The sequence below is a fragment of the Microbulbifer elongatus genome (assembly GCF_020524885.1).
Lineage (GTDB): Bacteria > Pseudomonadota > Gammaproteobacteria > Pseudomonadales > Cellvibrionaceae > Microbulbifer > Microbulbifer elongatus_A.
Map to the genome: position 1 here is coordinate 791,110 of NZ_JAIVKJ010000001.1, position 18,539 is coordinate 809,648.

The window sequence follows — 18,539 nt, forward strand, 5'->3', positions numbered from 1 at the left end:
ACTACATTGAACTGGGAATCCCTGCTGCAGATTGTGCGCAGTAAACTTGAGCAGTCACGCCCGGCAGAAAGCGCCTTGGACAGCCGCCGCCTGTTTCACGGCCGCGGCAACGTGTATCCCGGATTTGAGCGAGTTTGTGTAGACAGCTATCACCCCGCGATTCTGGTGACCCTGTTTGAAGAGTACGAGGGTGAGGACGCGCTTGCGCAGCAACTGTGGTCACTGGTGCAGCCCTTCGGTTATACCGGTATCGCCGTGCAGCGCCGTTACCAGCCTCGCGCGCCGATCCTGTGGGAGTGCGGCGAGCCTGTCGAAGCGCCGGTTGCACGCCGCGGTGCGCTGGAATTCCCACTGACCTTTGATCGGCAAAACGTAGGCTTCTTTCTGGATATCGAGCCCGGCCGCCAGTGGCTGGAGCAGCAGGTGCGGGAAAAAGCGGGCAAGGTGGAAAACCTCAAGCTGCTCAATCTGTTTTCGTTTACCTGTGCCTTTTCGGTGGTGGCGCGGGCGGCCGGCGATCTGGAGATACTCAATATCGACCTGAACAAGGGCGTGTTAAAACGCGGGCAGGCGAATCACCAGTTCAACGACCTTCCCATGAAAGGCATTCGCTTTGTTGCCCGGGATGCCGTGCGAGACTTCAAGCGCTATGACCGCAGCGGTCCCTTCCAGCTCGCCGTGGTGGATCCGCCGACGCGGCAGAGAGGAGCGTTTGAAGTGGAGATCAATTATGCAAAGCTGCTTGAAAAATTGCCGGCATGTCTCGCTGATCAGGCGGACTTGTTGTTCGTACTGAACTCACCGGCGCACAGTGAGGCGTATTTTCGCGAGTTGATTCGTGCCGCCAATCCCGGTTATTCCGTGGTAGAGCGGTTGCCGCAGAACCCGGACTTTCCCGATAGCGACCCGGATGCAGCGCTGAAGATGTTGCATGTGGCGTTTAGGCGGTAGGCGACTGGGTACATATAGAAGCGAAACTAGAAACGAAACAAAAAAGGGTGCCGCAAAATTTAGCGGCACCCTGTTAACGCGCAGCATCCACCGGGCTGCGTAGCTTTACGAGCTCTGTCATCAGGCCATCGAGCCCTCCGTAGACAGAAATTCGCTCGATCTTGCCGGTAACACGCTCAAGTGCCTCCAGCTCTTTCAAACGCATCAATGTGCCGTTGCTTTCCATCATCTTCGCCGTGTTATGCAGCGCGCGGACCGCTTGCGTCTCTTCACGACGACGAATCAGGTTGGCTTCGGCTTCCTTCTGCGCTTCGACCACACGGTTGAGAATGGCTTTCATCTCACCCGGCAGGACAATGTCCTTGACGCCGATATCGCAGACCTCCACACCGATGCCGCTGAGGCCTTCGCCGAGGATTTCCTTGATATCCCCATTGAGGGCGCGCTTGTTCTCGAGTAGCTCATCTAGCTTACGCGTGCCAACGGCTTCGCGCAGGGCAAGCTGAAGTGCACGATACGTGTGACTGCTGTAGTCGCCTGCGGTGGTGTTGGTTTTTTCTGCGTCCACTACCCGATAGCTCGCAGACAGGTTGATTCGCAGTGATACCCGATCGCGGGTCAGGATTTCCTGGCCGCTCACCTCCGCCAGTTGCATGCGCAAATCAATCAGCTTCACCTGAATGCTTCGTCCAGGTCTCCAGTAGGCGTAATAACCCGGTTCCAGCCAGTCGACAAGCTGCCCGTTGACCAGCAGCATACCGCGATGGCTATCCGGGACCTCGGTCAGATACACCAGGTTACGCACCTTGGTTTCTAGTGACGCAGGCAGACTGAAGCGCAGTGCTGTCGCCAGCTCAGGAGATAGCGCAAAGGCATCGTGAAGGTTGATCTTGTCTACGGTAACCTGATCGACTCCTTTCCAGATGGCCAATTCACGGGCGGGCAGCACGATATCGTCCAACCGCCCGTCCCGGTACAGCAGCGCGACCTCATCATCTCCAGTCTCTACACAATCGATATACTGCTCGAGCTCCGGGTGATTGCGCAGCAGGTACTTCATCTTCGGTCGCGGGATGGTCAGATCTGTAACCTCATAATGCTCGACCGTCATGGAATAGACGTGCGGACCAAAGCGATGGGTTCCCGCCTCCAGCAGGGATACAAAGCCCCCGCGCTGAAATACCAGTGCGCGCACATTCTCCGGGATTTCGATTGTTCTCCAAAAAAGCATGACACCTCCTTGTCATATGGCATCTTTCACAAACGCATGCGCAAGCGCATGCTAAAAAAGTGGGGGAGTCCACCCGCAGAGTCTGCGGCCGACAGCAGCTGGGTGTTGGGCCAATCCACCTGTACGCGCGGTACGCGTATAGATGGAAGACAGACATGGGTGAAGACGGAAAGACGAATAGTCTACTAGGCAATACTGCACCCAGCCCCTCCTCTACCGATCTGCCCGGCACAGCACACAGGCATACTGCCGGCGGCTGACCCACGGTGCACCAAAGCTGGCACAGTGGATCCCCCGTTGTTACATGCTCCGAAGGCATGAGGGGAGTTGCACCCCGGCCCGAAGGCCCCTTGCAAAAACAATTTCGATTTACAGTCGAATGTTAATGGCTATTGCGGGATTTGAACCCACGACACACGAAGTCAAAGTTCGTTGCTCTACCAATTGAGCTAAATAGCAATGCCTATCGCCCGTACAACGGTCGGTACACGGTAAGCCACTGGCCACCGCGCCAGCCTGGTCTTCGGAACCAGGGCCGCAGTCCGCTTCGTCAACGATAAACTCGGTGTCGACCTCCTGATCACCCCTCAAATGCTTTGCATCAGAGAAAATCAAAAGGCCAAAACTAAAAAAACCCGCGTGTTGTGCCACGCGGGGTTTTGATATTCCACGCAGCCGGCATTCGAATGCCGGCATGCCGGCAAGTTAAATTGGGGCTATAAAGCACTGATTTCCATTAGTACTGATGGTTTTAGGCCTGCTAAATACAGGCTTCCGCCATTGTTTTAACGGTAACCGCGCCCAAAGGCGCTTGCTTAATCTATCCGTGTTTCTATACATTTCTCTGGTCCTGATATTTGGTTTTTTCAGGGCATGAAAAAAGCCCGGAAATTTCTTTCCGGGCTTTCAGATTCTTGACGAACTTGAAATTCCGGAAGGGCCCACACCCTCCCGAAAAAAGGTGTTCTACCACATAGCACTATAAGCTCGCCACAGCGAGATAAACGTGCAGGGCTGCTGCCTTGCTAAGCTCGCGTCATCGGCTGCCAGGTGTTTGTTCGTCTTTGCTAAGTTCATCTTCAATTTGTTCGTCTTTGCTTTGTTCGGTTTCGAAAGTGGTGAGAATCATACGCTTGACTTTCTCTGAGTCAACACGCTCACGCTGACTCCCGTGCCAAAATATTTTTCCCGGTTTTGACAATCAGTGGCCAAGTTTATTCATGAGACCCACCATCAGATTCGCCAGCTCGGGAGAGGACCCTTCGTGTACCGCGCTATTCAACTTTTCCGCGTTGCTGATGCCATCGTCCCCACGACTCACTAAAAGCAAAAAGCTGTGATGGGTCAAAGACGCCTCTTCCACAGCTTCTTGCCGCACCAGTTGCGAAAAATTGATATATCCGCACTCTTTCAGCCAGGTCATGGCCCCCAGGCAGGCGAGGTGGCGGGGGGAGTGCAGGCCGAATTCATCTGGTGTGTCGGGGCCGGCAATATCTTCCACGTAAATCGTGGTCGGTGCCGGAAACTGCTGGAACAGGGCCAGTAGAATCCGCCCGGCATCGCGGTAGAAATCGTGGATATGTAAATCGTCCAGCATCGGTCGCTCTCGTTACTGCTTGCCGCTCTTTTGTTATTTGGAATAGCGCTCGAGGAAATTGCCCAGGCGATCGATGGCGTGCGTCAGGTCATCGGCGCGGGGCAGGAACACGATGCGCAGGTGGTCCGGTGCATCCCAGTGGAAGGCGCTGCCCTGTACCAGCAGGATTTTTTCCTGGCGCAAGAACTCGAGCACGAACTTCTCATCGTTTTCGATCTTGTGTTTGTTCAGGTCGATCCGCGGGAACAGGTAGATGGCTCCCTCGGGTTTCACGCAACTGACACCGGGAATGTCATTCAGCATCCGCAACGCCAGGTCGCGCTGCTGGCGCAGGCGGCCGCCGGGCAGCACCAGATCCTTGATGCTCTGGTATCCACCGAGGGCGGTCTGCACGGCAAACATCGCCGGCACATTGCCGCATAGGCGCATGGACGAAAGGATGTCCATGCCCTCAATAAATCCTCGCGCGCGGTGCTTGGCTCCACTAATCACCATCCAGCCAGAGCGGAACCCGGCCAGTCGGTAGGACTTGGACAGGCCGTTGAAACTCAAACACAACACATCCTCGGCGAGAGTACCCATGGGGGTAAACACCGCATCGTCGTACAGAATCTTGCTGTAGATCTCGTCGGCAAAGATCACCAGGTTGTGCTGGCGTGCGACTTCGACGATCTGTTCCAGCAGTTCTTTCGGATAAACCGCGCCGGTGGGGTTGTTCGGGTTGATGACCACGATGCCGCGGGTGCGCGGGGTAATCTTGGACTTGATGTCGTCGATATCTGGCAGCCAGCCGGCCTGTTCGTCACAGCGGTAGAGTACCGGTTTGGCACCGGTGAGGTTGGTGGCGGCCATCCACAGCGGATAATTCGGCATCGGCAACAGCATTTCGTCGCCGGTGTTCAGCAGCGCCTGGGTGGACATGGAGATGAGCTCGGAAACGCCGTTACCCAGGTAGATATCGTCGATATCGACGTTGGGGACTCCGAGGTTCTGGCACTCGTGCATGATCGCCTTGCGCGCGGCGAACAGGCCTTTGGATTCCACGTATCCCTGCGCCTGAGACAGGTTGTAGATTACGTCCTGAAGAATTTCATCCGGGGCATCGAAACCGAAGGGTGCCGGATTGCCGATGTTCAGTTTCATGATCCGGTGGCCCTCTTCTTCAAGGCGCGATGCTTGCTCCATGACAGGGCCGCGAATCTCGTAACAGACGCCGTGGAGTTTTTCCGACTTGTGAATATCCTTCATTGCTGTGTTCTTTAAATAGGCTTGTGAACAGTAAACCGGTCAGTCTTGCAACGACTGCCCAGTTGGCAAATTCTTCTAACCGGGGCCTGTTTTTTAGTAGGCTTTGCTGCCGGTCTTGGAATCGGGGCTTTCCACCGGACGGGGTTGGGTGAACCGGGCGCGATGGGATATACACCGTGGGTAGCGAAGGTGCTGCCGCTAAGCGTTGAGCCGGGCAGGGTAGTGCCGCTGGATACTGACTTATCAGGCAAAAAAAAGGAGTAACAGTATGTCAAAAGAAAAAGACGATAACTACTGGCGTGAGCGCCTGACCGAGGAAGAATTTCGCGTTTGTCGCGAGGCGGGAACCGAGCGGCCGTTCACCGGCGAGTACTGGGATACCTTCGAGGATGGCAGGTACCGCTGCCGCTGTTGCGGGGAGGTGCTGTTCCATGCGGAGTCCAAGTTCGATGCCGGCTGTGGCTGGCCGAGCTTCGATGCCGAAGCGGAGCAGGGGGTTGTCGAGGAGCGGGTGGACAATAGCCTGGGGATGCAACGCACGGAGATCCTGTGTGCCAGCTGTGGCTCCCACCTGGGCCACGTTTTTCCGGACGGACCCACGGTTACCGGCTTGCGCTATTGTGTTAATTCACTGTCAGTAAAACACGACCCGGATGACCCGGATAAGAACGCGGACTGACCGGGCCGTCTTCAGTCACGGTATCGGAGCGCTGCGTTCTGCGCTCTCGCGTCTGTGCCATTGGTGGCCAGCGCCGGTACCGTGATACCCAGGAGAATGGACATGATTCGATCGGGCCGCCCTCGCCACTGGGGGCGCTGGCTGTACCGAGTCCAATGGCTGCTGCTCGCCGCAATAGGTCTGGGCGTCGTAGCTGTGCGCACCGGCGTTTTGGGGCTGGACTCTGCTTTCTCTCTGTTCGGTGGGCTGGGGCTGGCAATGGTGGCCGTGGCACTCTTCTCTATGCTGGTGTTTCTGTGGGGGCTCATTCGCCGCCACAGCGAAGCGCGCACCGCGGCCCTGTGGGCCATGGTGCTGGGGGTTATCCCGGTAGCGCTTCCCCTTTTCACCGTCGGGCAGCAGCACCTGAATGCACCCGCCCTGTACGATATCACCACCGACCTGTCGGACCCTCCCCAGTTTGACCTGCTGCTCTCCCTGCGCGACAGCAGCGACCACAGTGCCGATTATCCCGGGGCCGCTGCGGCAGCGGTACAGAAGGACGCCACCATGTATCGGGATATCCAGACCCTGGTTCTACCTGTGCCCGCGGATAAGGTGATGACCGCCGCGGAAGCCGTGGCACGCGATCTCGGATGGCGGGTCATTGCGGTACGGGCAGGGCAGGGGCGTCTGGAGGCCGTGGCGCGGACCCCTGTACTGGCTATCACCCAGGATGTGGTGGTAAGAATCCGGCCTGAAAACGACACCTCCGGCGCCAAGAGCGAGAAAAGCGACGCCAAGGGAGAGAAAGGCACCCCCGATAAGCCGCAGCCTGCCGAGACGGCGAAGGGTACGGAGAAAGGTGCCGGGAAAGGTGCCGGGAAAGGCGTGGGGAACACCCTGGTGGATATGCGCTCGGCATCCCGTACCGGGGAGCGGGATTTCGGTAGCAATGCAGACAGAATCAGGGAGTTCATGCGCAGGCTTGAGGAGCGGGTGCAGTAGCTGATATCGGCGGATGTATACGTGGCGCCTCAATTGCCAACTGGGCAGTGGACCGAGATGCTGACGAAATCGACTGGAGCAGCGCGGCATTTTGCCGGCGGTTTTGTAAGTGCCTGTATGGAAAGGAAAAATTTACAGAAAAGTTTTAAATCGGGTGTTGACAGCCCCCCGGCCTGTCCATAGAATGCGCCCCACTTCTGACGCAGAGCTGAACTGTCACCAAGCACTCAGCGCCGCCGATGAAGGATTCTGGGTCCCCATCGTCTAGAGGCCTAGGACACCGCCCTTTCACGGCGGTAACAGGGGTTCGACTCCCCTTGGGGATGCCACTGCGGGAATAGCTCAGTTGGTAGAGCGCAACCTTGCCAAGGTTGAGGTCGCCGGTTCGAACCCGGTTTCCCGCTCCAGTTCCTATGTCCCCATCGTCTAGAGGCCTAGGACACCGCCCTTTCACGGCGGTAACAGGGGTTCGACTCCCCTTGGGGATGCCAATACCGCAAGGTCGCAACGTAACGACGATCTTGCATTACCGGGCAGGAAGATTTACTTTCAGCTCGGTCAAATTTGCGGGAATAGCTCAGTTGGTAGAGCGCAACCTTGCCAAGGTTGAGGTCGCCGGTTCGAACCCGGTTTCCCGCTCCAAAATAAAAGCCGCTCAATGAGCGGCTTTTTTTTGCCCGTTAATCGGGCAGCGAGTTCCGCACAGCACAGATTCAGTCTGATCGGCGCTGAAGTCGCTATAGCCGGTCCCGGTTGAATTGTGCTCCCTATAAGCGTTGAATAGCGCCTTCCTTTAGCGAATACAGTTGAACGCATGACAGCCGCACTCTCCATACGCGATCTGCAAAAGACCTACGACAACGGTTTTCAGGCCCTCAAAGGCATTAGCTTTGAGGTTCAACCCGGCGACTTCTTCGCCCTGCTCGGTCCTAATGGCGCCGGCAAGTCCACCACCATTGGTATCCTCTGCTCCCTGGTCCGCAAGACGGGCGGCAGCGTTTCGATCTTCGGTATCGATATCGACAAGGACTTCCCAAAGGCCAAGCAGCAGCTCGGCGTGGTGCCGCAGGAGTTCAATTTCAGCCAGTTTGAAAAGGTGTTCGATATCGTTTGCACCCAGGGCGGCTTCTACGGAATGCCGCGCAAACTCGCGGAAGAGCGCACAGAAAAGTATCTGCGCAAACTGGGCCTGTGGGACAAGCGCAGTACCCAGGCACGCATGCTGTCCGGTGGCATGAAGCGGCGGCTGATGATTGCCCGCGCGCTGATTCACGAGCCCAGGCTGCTGATTCTGGATGAGCCCACCGCCGGTGTGGATATTGAGTTGCGTCGCTCCATGTGGGAGTTCCTGCAAGAGATCAACGCCCAGGGCACCACCATCATCCTGACCACGCACTACCTGGAAGAGGCGGAGAGCCTGTGTCGCAATATCGCCATTATCGACAAGGGCGATATCGTCGAGAACACCTCGATCAAGTCCCTGATCAAGACCCTGAGCCGGGAAGTGTTTATTCTCGATACCCGGGAAGCACTGAGAGATGCACCGGATTTCGGAGACTTTGAAGGTCGCCTGCTGGATGAGCACAGCTTGGAGATCACCGTGGAAAAGGGCCAGTCCCTCAGTGACCTATTCGCCCTTCTGACCCCGCAAGGTATTTCCGTAACCAGTATGCGCAATCGCGCCAACCGCCTGGAGGAGCTTTTCGTTTCCCTGTTGGCTGAAAATAAGCAGCAAAAATCTGATGATGCCGGTGAAGGCCAGGAGGCGCAGTCGTGAGCCCGCAACTAATCTGGACCGCTTTCTCCACAATCTTTCGCCGGGAAGTGCGCCGCTTTACCCGTATCTGGCCACAGACCCTGGTGCCGCCGGTGATCACCATGTCCCTGTACTTTGTGATTTTCGGTTCCCTGATTGGCAGCCGTATCGGTGAGATGGGCGGCTATTCCTATATGGAGTTTGTGGTTCCGGGCCTGATCATGATGGCAGTGATTACTAACTCCTATGGCAATGTGGTCTCGTCCTTCTACAGTGCCAAATTTCAGCGCAGTGTTGAGGAGCTTCTCGTGTCACCCACGCCCAACTGGGTGGTGATGGCTGGTTACGTTCTCGGCGGCGTGGCGCGGGGCCTGATCGTGGGGTTTATCGTTACCCTGATCGCGCTCGTGTTCACCTCCCTGAGCATCCAGCATATCGGACTGACGGTACTGATTGTATTCCTGACCTCGGTGCTGTTCTCCCTGGCCGGGTTTATCAACGCAATCTTCGCTAACAGTTTCGACGATATCTCGATCATTCCCACCTTTGTGCTGACACCGCTTACGTATCTCGGTGGGGTGTTCTACTCCATCGAGTTGTTGTCGCCGTTCTGGCAGGGGCTCTCCAAACTCAATCCTGTGCTTTACATGGTCAATGCCTTCCGCTACGGCGTGCTCGGGGTTTCCGATATCAATGTGGGCTGGGCCTTTGCCGGTGTGTTGGTGTTTATTGCCTTGCTGTCGGCCTGGGCGCTGCACCTGATGAGCCACGGCAAGCGGCTGCGACATTGATCAGAAATTAATGGTTCGCCTGCAAGGCAGGCTCCTACAGGGTGCCTTGTAGGAGCCTGCCCCGCAGGCGAAAAATAAGCTTGAGTCAAAACATGAACCGAGAAGACTGGCAAAACCTGCCTCTGGGACAAGAAACCCAATACGAATCCAACTACAACCCGCAGCTATTGCACCCGATTCCGCGCTCGGTATCCCGCGCGCACCTCGGGCTGGAAGGGCAGGCGCTGCCGTTCAGCGGCGCGGATGAGTGGTGGGGCTTCGAGTTGTCCTGGCTGAACCCGAAGGGGGTACCGCAGGTAGCGGTAGCCCGCTTCTGTTTCGCCGCTTCCAGCCCGTCGATGATCGAGTCTAAATCGTTCAAGTTATACCTGAACTCCCTTAATCAGACCGAGTTCACCTCTGTTGATGCGGTGCGCGAGACACTGGAGAAGGATCTGAGTGCGGCCGCCGGTAGCGACGTGGCCGTGACCCTGTTCGACGTTGAAGATCCGGTACTGGCGGTACACACACCGTCCGGAATCTGTGTGGACAAGCTGGATATTCAGGCCCGGATCTATCAGCCGGATGCGGGGCTTCTTAAGTTGGAAGATGGTGGGGCTATCGTCCAGGAAACTCTCTACAGCCATCTTTTACGCAGTAATTGCCCGGTAACTGGTCAGCCCGACTGGGCTACCGTATCGATTGAGTACCGTGGCCCGGCGCTCGATCGGGCATCATTGCTTGCCTACATTATCTCCTTCCGCGAGCACCAGGACTTTCACGAGCACTGCGTGGAGCGAATTTACTGTGATCTGCAGCGACTTGCTGAATTTGAAAAGCTTACCGTTTGCGCGCGTTATACCCGTCGCGGTGGGTTGGATATCAACCCCCTGAGAAGCTCCTCGGGTGAAATCGAGTTCCCGGGGCGGTTTGCCCGGCAGTAAACACCCGCACAACCCAAACTCGACGTTCAAAAAGTCATCCCTCTATGAGGGGATTTGTACCCGTATCCCGTAACTAACTTCATTGGACCGAGAAACGTTGACGCAGCATATTCAGTGGGCGTCGATGTTTCCGCGAGTAAGTACAATGTGGAATGGTACGGAATGGAAAACGCAAACACTGTGGATGTGGGCTTTGGTCGCAGCCTGGCGAGCTTGCACGTAGAGGGGTGCCGAGGCGGTAAGCGGATAAAGGCCCGCTTGCACCGCAATAAACTTGTGCAAATCAAAACCCGCGCAATCAGCGGAGGCGCTGCGCTAAAAGAAGGTACCCTGTTGCGCGTTACCTTGAGTGGGGATGGCGCTGCAGAAGGGGGGATAGGATTCGGCTCCGTAGACCATGTGGTGTCAGTGGGGTACCAGAATCAGTACGAGTACGCACTGGATCTCGCCAGTGCGATTAACGTGCAGAAAGATATTCCTATATCCGCGGGGGTGCGTCAGGCCGACGGCTCATTGCGTGCTAGCGGCTCTTCGTGCCTGAATTGGATATGGGGTCCGGAAGGCAATTATGTCGCTCGTATCGATCGCTTAGATCCTGTGCAGATGACTACGATCGGTGGCCGCTCACTGGCGGCAGGCCAGATTGTTGATGTCCTTGTTTTGAACTCCGGCGCTAACGTCCAGCAAATGCGCTTCCGCTACCAGGTTCCCAGTGAGTATCACGGCAAAAGTTGGCGCTGGCCTGCCGCCCTCGCGAAAGTGATCAATGCCCGCGCGCAAGAAAATAATTTCCCGGTCAGGGCTGGGGAATATGACCGCGATACTGGCGCTATCAAAACGATAGAGTCGGCCGATCGCAACAAAATCTGGGTTTCGACCGGTGATGTTAGTCAGGTCATGGTGAAAATTCGGGCAGATGGTCAGCTGGTTCGCTTTCAGTCGGATTATCCGGAAACGCAGAAATACCTGGTGGGTTAGCGATTTTTTGAGGCATATTTGGGGGCGCTGGGCGTGGCATTTGCGATTGCCTTCCGGGTAGGGTTTTCATTTTGCTCGCGCAGGTCGTTCAGCAATGCTTCGTATTTGGCAATAATTGGCGCATCGGCGGGAAATATTTTTTTGAAACGGTTGAGCAGCGCATGACACTGCGCAGTCGCCTGATAAACGTCACCCTGCGCCATGGAAATTGCCACGTCTACCTCATCCGTTTCGAGCACCTGTGGTTGGCCGCGGCCGTAGGTTTTCAGAAAAATCGTCCGCGATAGCTCGGTAAGGTCCCGGGCTTTCTCGAGGTCATTCTCTCGCAGTGCGACTCGGGCAAGCATCAGGTTCCAGGCTGCGACACCATAGTCGTCCTGGCCGAACATGGCGATATTATCTTCCATTACGGCATTAATCAGGGCTACGCCCGCATCTAAATTACCGGTAGCCGTCATTACGTACCCCAGATTTGCGCGAGGGAGTAGTGTGGAGTCAGCAGAGCTCGGATATAAATTGCTCAGAATCGCATTTGATTTTTCCAGATCACGCCTGGACTCTGTATACATTCCCATCAGGAAATACGTGTAACCGCGGTGGTTGAGCAGCTCTGCCGTGGTTTCCAATTGCTCCCTTTGCTCTGACAGCAAGTCGCTTAATGTCTCAAGCGCCAACTGGTGGTAACCCAGTCTGCGTTTGAGTCGTGCATAGGCGATGGCTGTATGACGATAAATCTTGCTATCGCGGGAAAAGATATTTTTGCTGGTGTGGTAAGCATGCTCCAGCAGCTTTTGTGCCTCGTTCCAGCGGCCGACGCGCATATAGCTTCTGGCAACGAATCGATAGCTATTCAGAGTGTCCGGGTGAGTATCTCCGAGGTGAGCGATTCGATCGGCCAGTACGGCTTCTTCCGTTCTGGCTGCCATACTGAAATCGGCCTTGTTGAAATACGCGTTGGATAGGCTGTGGCGGGCTGCGAAGCCGAGCTCCGCACCCTTATCGGGAAGCTCACCCCAGAGATCCTGAGCCTGCTTCAGAATTTCAATGGCTTGATCGGGAGTCCCGACTCTGGATACCAGCTGGCCTTTCCTGTGTAGGGCTCGGGCCTTGAGCCTTACATCGGGGTACTGATTTAGCAGGTCAAAAGCCTGGGACAGCTTCTGTCCTGCAGAGTCCATTTCACCGATTTCGCGGTAATAGCGCCCGAGCCGGATTAGAGAGTCGGCCTGGGCGTGAGCGTAAGCTATTGCCCGATCAGACTTTTTGGTTGAAGCGGGTTCCGGTATTAGTGCCAGGGCCTCCAGTTGAAGCTCCACCGCTTGCCGGTATTTACCGGAGTTGTAACTCACTTGCGCGAGCGTGTTGAGTAGCTGTGCTTTGACAGCCGGTTCTTCATTCAACGATGATCTGGTCTTGCGCGCAGCGCCTTGTAGTAGCTCCCCTACATCGATCGTATGCCCTTGTGCCTGCGCCGGAGACGCAGCGTCGAACATTTCTGTCAGCAGTTTTGTGACCCTTTGCGCGATTTCCGCTTGGCGCTCTGTCTCCGCTTTTGCAACCAATAGATTGTCTCGTTCAAGTCTCAGCTTGTTGGCGAGGTAGGCGCTGGCGCCGAGTCCTCCGCTGACGGTGACGAAGACCGTCAGCGCCAGTGCCGACGCAAAAGGATATCGGCGGATAAGCTTACTGCTCCGATATAGGAAACCCGGAGGGGTGGCCATGACGGGATCACCGCGAAGGAATCGGCCTACATCGGATTGCAGTTCACCGACACTGGCAAATCGGTTCTGCGGTTCTTTGCGCAGCGCGGTGGCCGTAATGTTGTCGATATCCCCCTTGAGAGACTTCTGCTTGATAGCTGATCCACTTCTGGCTGCCGCTTTGCTGACCGCGGCCGGTTCTTTTTCGCAGATTGCACGGATCAGTTGTTCTGTGGAGGCGTTTTCATTCTGGTGGGGCGTGGTGCCGGAAAGCATCCGGTAGAGTAGCGTACCAAGGCCGTAAACGTCGGTTGCCATAGACGTTGCTTTGCCCGCGAGCTGTTCCGGGCTGGCATAGGCTGGGGTGAGCCCTGAGAGTCGAGTGGTGTGCTGTGGGCTCTGCCCGGTGTTCATTATCTTGCTGACACCAAAATCCAGAAGCTTTACTTTGCCTTCGGCGGTAACCAGTACATTTTCTGGTTTGATATCCCGGTGAATCACCAGATGGTTGTGAGCAAAACTCACCGCGTCACAAACGGCGAGAAAAAGCTTCAGGCGGCGTCGCAAATCCAGTTGGTGCTGATCGCAATAGTCAGTAATTGGCACGCCCTGAACGTACTCCATGACCAGGTACGGACGTTGTTCCGGTGTGGTGCCGCCATCAAGCAGCATGGCAATATTCGGATGTTGCAGTTGCGCGAGGATCTGTCGCTCGCGGTGAAAATGCTTCAGTTCTTCTTCGCTGGCGAAACTCGGAGCAATCTTGATCGCTACCTGCTGTTGATAGCTGCCATCGTCACGGTGGGCCAGAAAAACAATGCCCATACCACCGCGGCCGATTTCCCGCTCTACCCGGTAAATGCCGAGTCGATGGTTAGTTTCGAGGTTCTGGGTGAGGTCCTGTAATTGGAGGCCAATGATGTTTGCTTGCTGCTCTTCAGGCTGTTCATCGTCGGAAATAGCCAAGAGCCGTTTCACTTCGTCTATCAGTTGGCGGTCGAGGTGAGACTCAGCGAAGACTGTTTCTCGCTCAGATTGGCTGAGTGGCTCGCAGGTGTCGAACAGCTGCTTGATTTTTTTCAGATCGGTGGCGTCACGCATGGCTGTGTTGCAGGCGATCAGTCAGAAATGTACGCACGAACTTTAGTTCCCGCTCGACAGTGGCCACGCTCAATGACATGAATTCGGCAATTTTCTTCTGGGTAAAGCCCGCCATGTAGTGGAGCTCAGCGATACTTTCCAGGCGGTCACTGATGGTGGCCAGTTCGGTCAGCGTCTTGTCGATGGTGAGCAGACCGAAATTGATATCGATATCTCCCAGCAGGTCGTCGACCCAGATGGTCCGCAAATGCTGCCCATTCCGTTTTTGGGCCGATTTTGCTCGGGCGTGGTCAATCAACAGGTGGCGCATGGCCTTGGCGGCGCAGCGATAGAGGTGTGCCTTGGATTGATATTCAGAGGGCGATTCGATAAGCCGGATACAGGCTTCGTGCACTATGTCGGTGGTCTGAAGAGTCAGGTTGCCGTTCTGGCTGGCGAGAATACGTCGCGCACAGTGCCGAAGCTCTTGATAAAGCTGGTCCGTCAGTCCGGGTATCGGTTGGTTTCCGTTCATTGGTGCCGTGGGGAACAATCAGGTTGCTGCTACCTTTATGAGACGTTCAGCGAGCGCTCACCCGGAAGTAAATCAGGCCGATGTTTATAGAATTACTTTACTTTTCAGACGCGCCTGCGCCGTCTGAAGAGCCTGCAGCACTTTATCCTTGTCGTAATTGCGCACCTTGTCCAGGTCCAGGTGCATCGCAAAACCGGGGGCATGCTCTTCCAGGTAGCTCTGCTGTCCGCCCAGGTTTTTACGCAGGTCAGTAACCGAGTAAACTTTCACTGGAGTACTGAAACCCTTCACCGTGACGTGACCCTTGTCGCGGCACATGACCGTCTGTTTGATCATCGCCCAGGTTTCGTGGCTGATCAGTACCTCACCGGGTTCTGCCGCGCTTTCCAGCCGCGCGGCCAGGTTTACATGGGTACCCATCACTGTGTACGTCTGGTGGTCGGCAGTGCCGAATACGCCCACGGTACAGTAGCCGGTGTTGATTCCCATACGGATCTGCAACGGGTGGGAGATGCCCTGGTCGTACCATTCCTGCATCATCTCGCTCACCCGTTTGCGCATTGCCAGTGCCATGGCCACACAGCGCAGGGCGTCTGACTTGGGGCCTTTGCTTTGGTCATCCCCAAACACCACCATCACCGCGTCGCCGATGAACTTGTCGATGGTGCCACCGTAGTGGGCGACGATACGGGACATTTCCGTCAGGTAATTATTCAGCAGGCGGGTGAGTGTCTCTGCCTCCATCTCTTCAGTCAGCTGACTGAAGTCCTTGATATCGGAAAAGAAAACCGTCAGCAGTTTGCGCTCGGTAACAATCTCTTTCTCTTTACCGGTAGTCACCGCGCGCCACAGGCGCTTGGGAAGGTAGCGCGAGAGCTTGTAGCTGGCGAGATTGGCAATGCGCTGCTCTTTTTGCAGTTGCTGATTGTCCTCCTTCAGGCGGGCAATCTGCTTGTGTGTGTAGAAGGCGTAGCAGCAGAAATAAGTGAATACACCAATCAGGCTCGCCGCACTGATATTGAGGTCGGCGTTGACCACAAGGGCAGGGCGGTGTATCAGGTAGCCGATACCAACCCCGAGCAGCATCGCCGTATTGTGCTCAAACCAGCGGCGCCCGCCTCCCTGGGTCAGGGCATTGAACTGCACCATGGTAAGAAACAGCAGGCTCGGCAGCAGGCTGAAATTCGACATGGCCATTGCCATGCCAATCAACAGGGCATCGGTGAAGGAGAGCCACCGGCGAACCTGCCCGGCATTTTCCGGAACGCTGCGGCGAGCAATTTGATAGGCAACCGGAATGTACGCCAGCAAAAGGGTGGCCATCGCGAGCTGCAGCAGGGTGTCTTGCGTAAAAAGTGCCGACCAGCTGATGCTATTGAGCAACGTGCCGCATGCGGCAAAACAAATCAGGGCGCGAAAATAGAGCGGATACCTGGTGTCTTGCGGGCGGCTGCTTTTTTCTTCTGGTTGGTTCTGCATGGACGCTGGGTCTTATCGGTAACGGTACTGATCCGGGAGCATTTTGTTCTTTTCTCGTCCCCGTCAGTGAGTGGTGTACGGGCGTACAACCGAAGGCTCTTAGGTTTTTGATTATAACGAGGCCTGCATCACTGACAGGCGCAAAGTTTACCCTCATGTTGCACCAAATGCGACGGCTAATGAGGATGCATTCCTAAAAAGTACGGTCGTACCACAATGCTGATCTCAGGTTTTGCGGTAGAATCCGTCATCCCGCGAAGGGAGCGAATTGAACAAGTAGCGAGAGAGTCTGGAGGCATTAAATGGACGCGCTGGAGGCACTGCACAAGCGAGTATCGATAGGTGGATTGACTGAGCCCGCCCCGGACAGTCAACAGCGGAATGCCATTTTCCGCGCTGCATTGCGCGCCGCCGATCACGGAAACCTGCGTCCTTGGCGTTTTCTGGTGGTGGAGGGTGAGGCTCGCAACCGTATGGGAGAGATTTACCTGAACGCCAGTGAGGCCAGCGAACCCCTGAGCGAAGCCCAGCGCGAGCGCACATTGGCGATGCCCTTGCGGGCTCCGCTGATCGTGGTGGCCATCACCCGTTTACAGGAACACCCGAAAGTGCCGTTTGAAGAGCAGCGCATGTCCACCGCCGGCGCTGTACAGGCCATGCTCACCGCCGCCTTTGCCCAAGGTGTCGGCGCATACTGGCGTACCGGTGCACTGGCAGAGAACCGGACAGTCGCGAAAGCGCTCGGCCTTGCTGAAAATGAAGAAATCAGCGGCTTTATCTATATGGGAACCCCGCAAAAGCCCCCGAGACCCGCACCGGAGCTGTCAGTCGACGATTTTTTCGCCGACTGGACCGGGGAGTAATGCGCATCAATTCAGGCTGCGGCAGGGAAAATTTCCGAAATACACTTGCACCCACCGTCGCCTTTCTGTAAAGTGCGCGCTCGCTGATCGGGGAGCTATGTTACTGATTAGCAAGACAATTTGGTGAGGTGTCCGAGTGGTCGAAGGAGCACGCCTGGAAAGTGTGTATGTCGAAAGGCATCGAGGGTTCGAATCCCTCCCTCACCGCCATTTAACGAAAAAGCCCGGCTATAAGCCGGGCTTTTTCGTTAAACGACTGCGAGGTCGGGTGAGAACCCTCAGGTTCGATTAACTCGTGCCAGCGAGTTAAGACCGAGGCGCAGCCGAGCCCGCAGGATTGAAACACGCCTTAGCGTGTTTCAAGTCCATCCCGACCGGGCTCAAGATTACGCTCAATAGTAGCTATAAGCCGGGCTTTTTCGTTCAGCGGCAGCAAAGAGCGCACAGCAGCCATGCCATCACCCCTGCCCCCCTCCAAACTTGATCTCCCTCCAAACTTGATCTCCCTCCCCAACACCAACACAATTCGCGCCGAACCCCACAAATGCAATCAACGATGACCGCGCAAACTCCCAGCCTTCGCCAACAGGTTCGAGCACAAAAAATCGCCAGTGTGTACAAGCACACCTGGACGCTTGCGGTAAGCCATCCGATCGCCGGTGCACTGTTGGTCGCCAATTTCTGGGATGTTGCCTCTCATATACAGCTGCTGAGCTGGTTCGCGGCATTGATTCTGGTGTCTGCGGCGAGAGTACCTCTGTATTTCCAATATCTACGGCACGAGAAAGAGATCGCGCAGTGCGAGCGCTGGGGGCTTTACTTTGCGGTGATGGCAGCGCTGCAGGGGAGTTTGTACGGGGTGGCCTGGTTCGCGTTTGTTCCTGTGGGCGATCCGTTTTTCCTGTCCGTTGTCTGCCTGTGGGTGATGGGGCTAAGTGCTTGTGCGGTGGTAGGCTATGCGGCACACCCCAAGACATTGCTTTCCTTCTTCATTCCGGTTGTTGTCCCGGGTACTGTGCTGTTGCTTATGGATGGTAGTGAGCGCATGCAAATCCTGGCCGCCGCACTGTTTGTGTACGGCGTCGTCATTCTTCTGGCATCGGCACCGGTATACCGATCCATTGTCCAGTCGATAGAGCTCAATCTCCGCTTGCGGGAGCTCTCTGAGCAGGATGGATTGACCGGGCTGGCGAATCGGCGACACTTTGATGAGACCCTGCAAAAAGAGCTGAATCGGGCAGCGCGCGCTGAGACTCCGCTGTCGCTGCTTCTGTTGGATATCGATCATTTCAAGGCCTACAACGACCACTACGGGCATGTCTCGGGGGATCACTGCCTGCGCCTGGTGAGCGATGCGATCGCCGGTTGCGTTCGGCGCAGCGGGGAGCTGCTGGCGCGCTACGGCGGGGAGGAGTTCGCACTATTACTGCCGAACATCGATAAGGAAGAGCTTGCGGAAATGGTTGAGCGACTGCAAGACGCGGTCAGCGAGAGTGCCATTCCCCACGATGGCCGGCCGGATGAGCAGGCATTGATCACCGTGAGTATCGGCGGAACCACGGTGAAAGGGGACTACCCAGCTACGCCGGAATGCGTGATCGAGAATGCCGATACCGCTTTGTATATGGCCAAGAACCACGGACGCAATCAGTATTATTTTTATTGCCGGCGCTCAGGGCAGCTGGCAGCGGTAACCCCTTTAGCTTTGACAAGCGCGTAGCGCCGGTTTTCTTCTGGCAGG

Annotated in this window: 15 protein-coding genes and 6 tRNA genes; 14 read left to right on the plus strand and 7 right to left on the minus strand. The window is 56.1% G+C overall.

Going from position 1 to position 18,539, the window contains the following annotated elements; all coding sequences use genetic code 11:
• Positions 1-6: 6 nt before the first annotated feature.
• The gene (locus tag LC059_RS03275; protein WP_226702394.1) at positions 7-951 is read left to right on the plus strand and encodes a class I SAM-dependent methyltransferase; all 945 of its coding nucleotides are present in this window, start codon (positions 7-9) and stop codon (positions 949-951) included.
• 73 nt (positions 952-1,024) lie between these two features.
• Here the strand turns inward: LC059_RS03275 and LC059_RS03280 are convergent, their stop codons facing one another.
• The 4 genes from LC059_RS03280 to LC059_RS03295 form a co-directional block, all read right to left on the minus strand.
• Entirely contained in the window at positions 1,025-2,182 is a 1,158-nt protein-coding gene (locus LC059_RS03280; RefSeq protein ID WP_226702395.1) for a slipin family protein, read from the minus strand.
• A 386-nt stretch (positions 2,183-2,568) separates the two neighbouring features.
• Positions 2,569-2,640 (minus strand) — tRNA-Gln (locus tag LC059_RS03285).
• 743 nt (positions 2,641-3,383) lie between these two features.
• The gene (locus tag LC059_RS03290) at positions 3,384-3,779 is read right to left on the minus strand and encodes a hypothetical protein (RefSeq protein WP_226702396.1); all 396 of its coding nucleotides are present in this window, start codon (positions 3,777-3,779) and stop codon (positions 3,384-3,386) included.
• A gap of 33 nt (positions 3,780-3,812) precedes the next feature.
• Positions 3,813-5,027: a pyridoxal phosphate-dependent aminotransferase gene (locus LC059_RS03295; RefSeq protein WP_226702397.1), complete on the minus strand. Its 1,215-nt coding sequence runs from the start codon at positions 5,025-5,027 to the stop codon at positions 3,813-3,815.
• A 268-nt stretch (positions 5,028-5,295) separates the two neighbouring features.
• On the opposite strand from LC059_RS03295, the gene msrB reads away from it, so the two are divergent.
• The 10 genes from msrB to LC059_RS03345 all read left to right on the plus strand — a co-directional run bounded on the left by msrB (position 5,296) and on the right by LC059_RS03345 (position 11,141).
• Positions 5,296-5,706, plus strand: coding sequence for a peptide-methionine (R)-S-oxide reductase MsrB (gene msrB, locus LC059_RS03300; protein ID WP_226702398.1), 411 nt, complete (start codon positions 5,296-5,298; stop codon positions 5,704-5,706).
• A 102-nt stretch (positions 5,707-5,808) separates the two neighbouring features.
• The gene (locus LC059_RS03305; protein WP_226702399.1) at positions 5,809-6,693 is read left to right on the plus strand and encodes a DUF1499 domain-containing protein; all 885 of its coding nucleotides are present in this window, start codon (positions 5,809-5,811) and stop codon (positions 6,691-6,693) included.
• A 253-nt stretch (positions 6,694-6,946) separates the two neighbouring features.
• Positions 6,947-7,022, plus strand: a tRNA-Glu gene (locus LC059_RS03310).
• A gap of 2 nt (positions 7,023-7,024) precedes the next feature.
• Positions 7,025-7,100: transfer RNA gene (locus LC059_RS03315), tRNA-Gly, on the plus strand.
• Between the two features lie 8 nt (positions 7,101-7,108).
• Positions 7,109-7,184: transfer RNA gene (locus LC059_RS03320), tRNA-Glu, on the plus strand.
• Between the two features lie 75 nt (positions 7,185-7,259).
• Positions 7,260-7,335 (plus strand) — tRNA-Gly (locus tag LC059_RS03325).
• A 172-nt stretch (positions 7,336-7,507) separates the two neighbouring features.
• A complete protein-coding gene (locus LC059_RS03330; protein WP_226702400.1) occupies positions 7,508-8,470 on the plus strand; it encodes an ABC transporter ATP-binding protein in 963 nt (320 codons plus the stop codon).
• Positions 8,467-9,240, plus strand: coding sequence for an ABC transporter permease (locus tag LC059_RS03335; RefSeq protein WP_226702401.1), 774 nt, complete (start codon positions 8,467-8,469; stop codon positions 9,238-9,240). The genes LC059_RS03330 and LC059_RS03335 overlap by 4 nt, the downstream gene beginning before the upstream one ends.
• A 92-nt stretch (positions 9,241-9,332) precedes the next feature.
• Entirely contained in the window at positions 9,333-10,163 is an 831-nt protein-coding gene (gene queF, locus LC059_RS03340; RefSeq protein ID WP_226702402.1) for an NADPH-dependent 7-cyano-7-deazaguanine reductase QueF, read from the plus strand.
• 162 nt (positions 10,164-10,325) lie between these two features.
• Positions 10,326-11,141, plus strand: coding sequence for a hypothetical protein (locus tag LC059_RS03345; protein WP_226702403.1), 816 nt, complete (start codon positions 10,326-10,328; stop codon positions 11,139-11,141).
• On the opposite strand, the gene LC059_RS03350 is transcribed toward LC059_RS03345, so the two are convergent.
• The 3 genes from LC059_RS03350 to LC059_RS03360 form a co-directional block, all read right to left on the minus strand.
• Positions 11,138-13,942, minus strand: coding sequence for a serine/threonine-protein kinase (locus LC059_RS03350; protein ID WP_226702404.1), 2,805 nt, complete (start codon positions 13,940-13,942; stop codon positions 11,138-11,140). The genes LC059_RS03345 and LC059_RS03350 overlap by 4 nt on opposite strands.
• Complete coding sequence (locus tag LC059_RS03355; protein WP_226702405.1) at positions 13,935-14,456, minus strand: ECF-type sigma factor; 522 nt, start codon at positions 14,454-14,456, stop codon at positions 13,935-13,937. Before LC059_RS03355 ends, LC059_RS03350 begins: the two co-directional genes overlap by 8 nt.
• 84 nt (positions 14,457-14,540) lie before the next feature.
• A complete protein-coding gene (locus tag LC059_RS03360; RefSeq protein WP_226702406.1) occupies positions 14,541-15,935 on the minus strand; it encodes an adenylate/guanylate cyclase domain-containing protein in 1,395 nt (464 codons plus the stop codon).
• Between the two features lie 302 nt (positions 15,936-16,237).
• Here LC059_RS03360 and LC059_RS03365 point away from each other — a divergent pair, with 302 nt between their 5' ends.
• From LC059_RS03365 to LC059_RS03375, 3 genes are all read left to right on the plus strand, one after another.
• Positions 16,238-16,798, plus strand: a complete 561-nt coding sequence (locus tag LC059_RS03365) for a nitroreductase family protein (RefSeq protein WP_226702407.1) — start codon at positions 16,238-16,240, stop codon at positions 16,796-16,798.
• 122 nt (positions 16,799-16,920) lie between these two features.
• Positions 16,921-17,008, plus strand: a tRNA-Ser gene (locus LC059_RS03370).
• 346 nt (positions 17,009-17,354) lie between these two features.
• Entirely contained in the window at positions 17,355-18,518 is a 1,164-nt protein-coding gene (locus tag LC059_RS03375; protein WP_226702408.1) for a GGDEF domain-containing protein, read from the plus strand.
• Positions 18,519-18,539 lie beyond the last annotated feature (21 nt).

Coding starts and splice junctions, on each gene's coding strand:
- LC059_RS03280 (WP_226702395.1), bottom strand. CDS start 2,182: ATGCTTTTTTGGAGAACAATCGAAATCCCGGAGAATGTGCGCGCACTG.
- LC059_RS03290 (WP_226702396.1), bottom strand. CDS start 3,779: ATGCTGGACGATTTACATATCCACGATTTCTACCGCGATGCCGGGCGG.
- LC059_RS03295 (WP_226702397.1), bottom strand. CDS start 5,027: ATGAAGGATATTCACAAGTCGGAAAAACTCCACGGCGTCTGTTACGAG.
- msrB (WP_226702398.1), top strand. CDS start 5,296: ATGTCAAAAGAAAAAGACGATAACTACTGGCGTGAGCGCCTGACCGAG.
- LC059_RS03305 (WP_226702399.1), top strand. CDS start 5,809: ATGATTCGATCGGGCCGCCCTCGCCACTGGGGGCGCTGGCTGTACCGA.
- LC059_RS03330 (WP_226702400.1), top strand. CDS start 7,508: ATGACAGCCGCACTCTCCATACGCGATCTGCAAAAGACCTACGACAAC.
- queF (WP_226702402.1), top strand. CDS start 9,333: ATGAACCGAGAAGACTGGCAAAACCTGCCTCTGGGACAAGAAACCCAA.
- LC059_RS03345 (WP_226702403.1), top strand. CDS start 10,326: ATGGAAAACGCAAACACTGTGGATGTGGGCTTTGGTCGCAGCCTGGCG.
- LC059_RS03350 (WP_226702404.1), bottom strand. CDS start 13,942: ATGCGTGACGCCACCGATCTGAAAAAAATCAAGCAGCTGTTCGACACC.
- LC059_RS03355 (WP_226702405.1), bottom strand. CDS start 14,456: ATGAACGGAAACCAACCGATACCCGGACTGACGGACCAGCTTTATCAA.
- LC059_RS03360 (WP_226702406.1), bottom strand. CDS start 15,935: ATGCAGAACCAACCAGAAGAAAAAAGCAGCCGCCCGCAAGACACCAGG.
- LC059_RS03365 (WP_226702407.1), top strand. CDS start 16,238: ATGGACGCGCTGGAGGCACTGCACAAGCGAGTATCGATAGGTGGATTG.
- LC059_RS03375 (WP_226702408.1), top strand. CDS start 17,355: ATGACCGCGCAAACTCCCAGCCTTCGCCAACAGGTTCGAGCACAAAAA.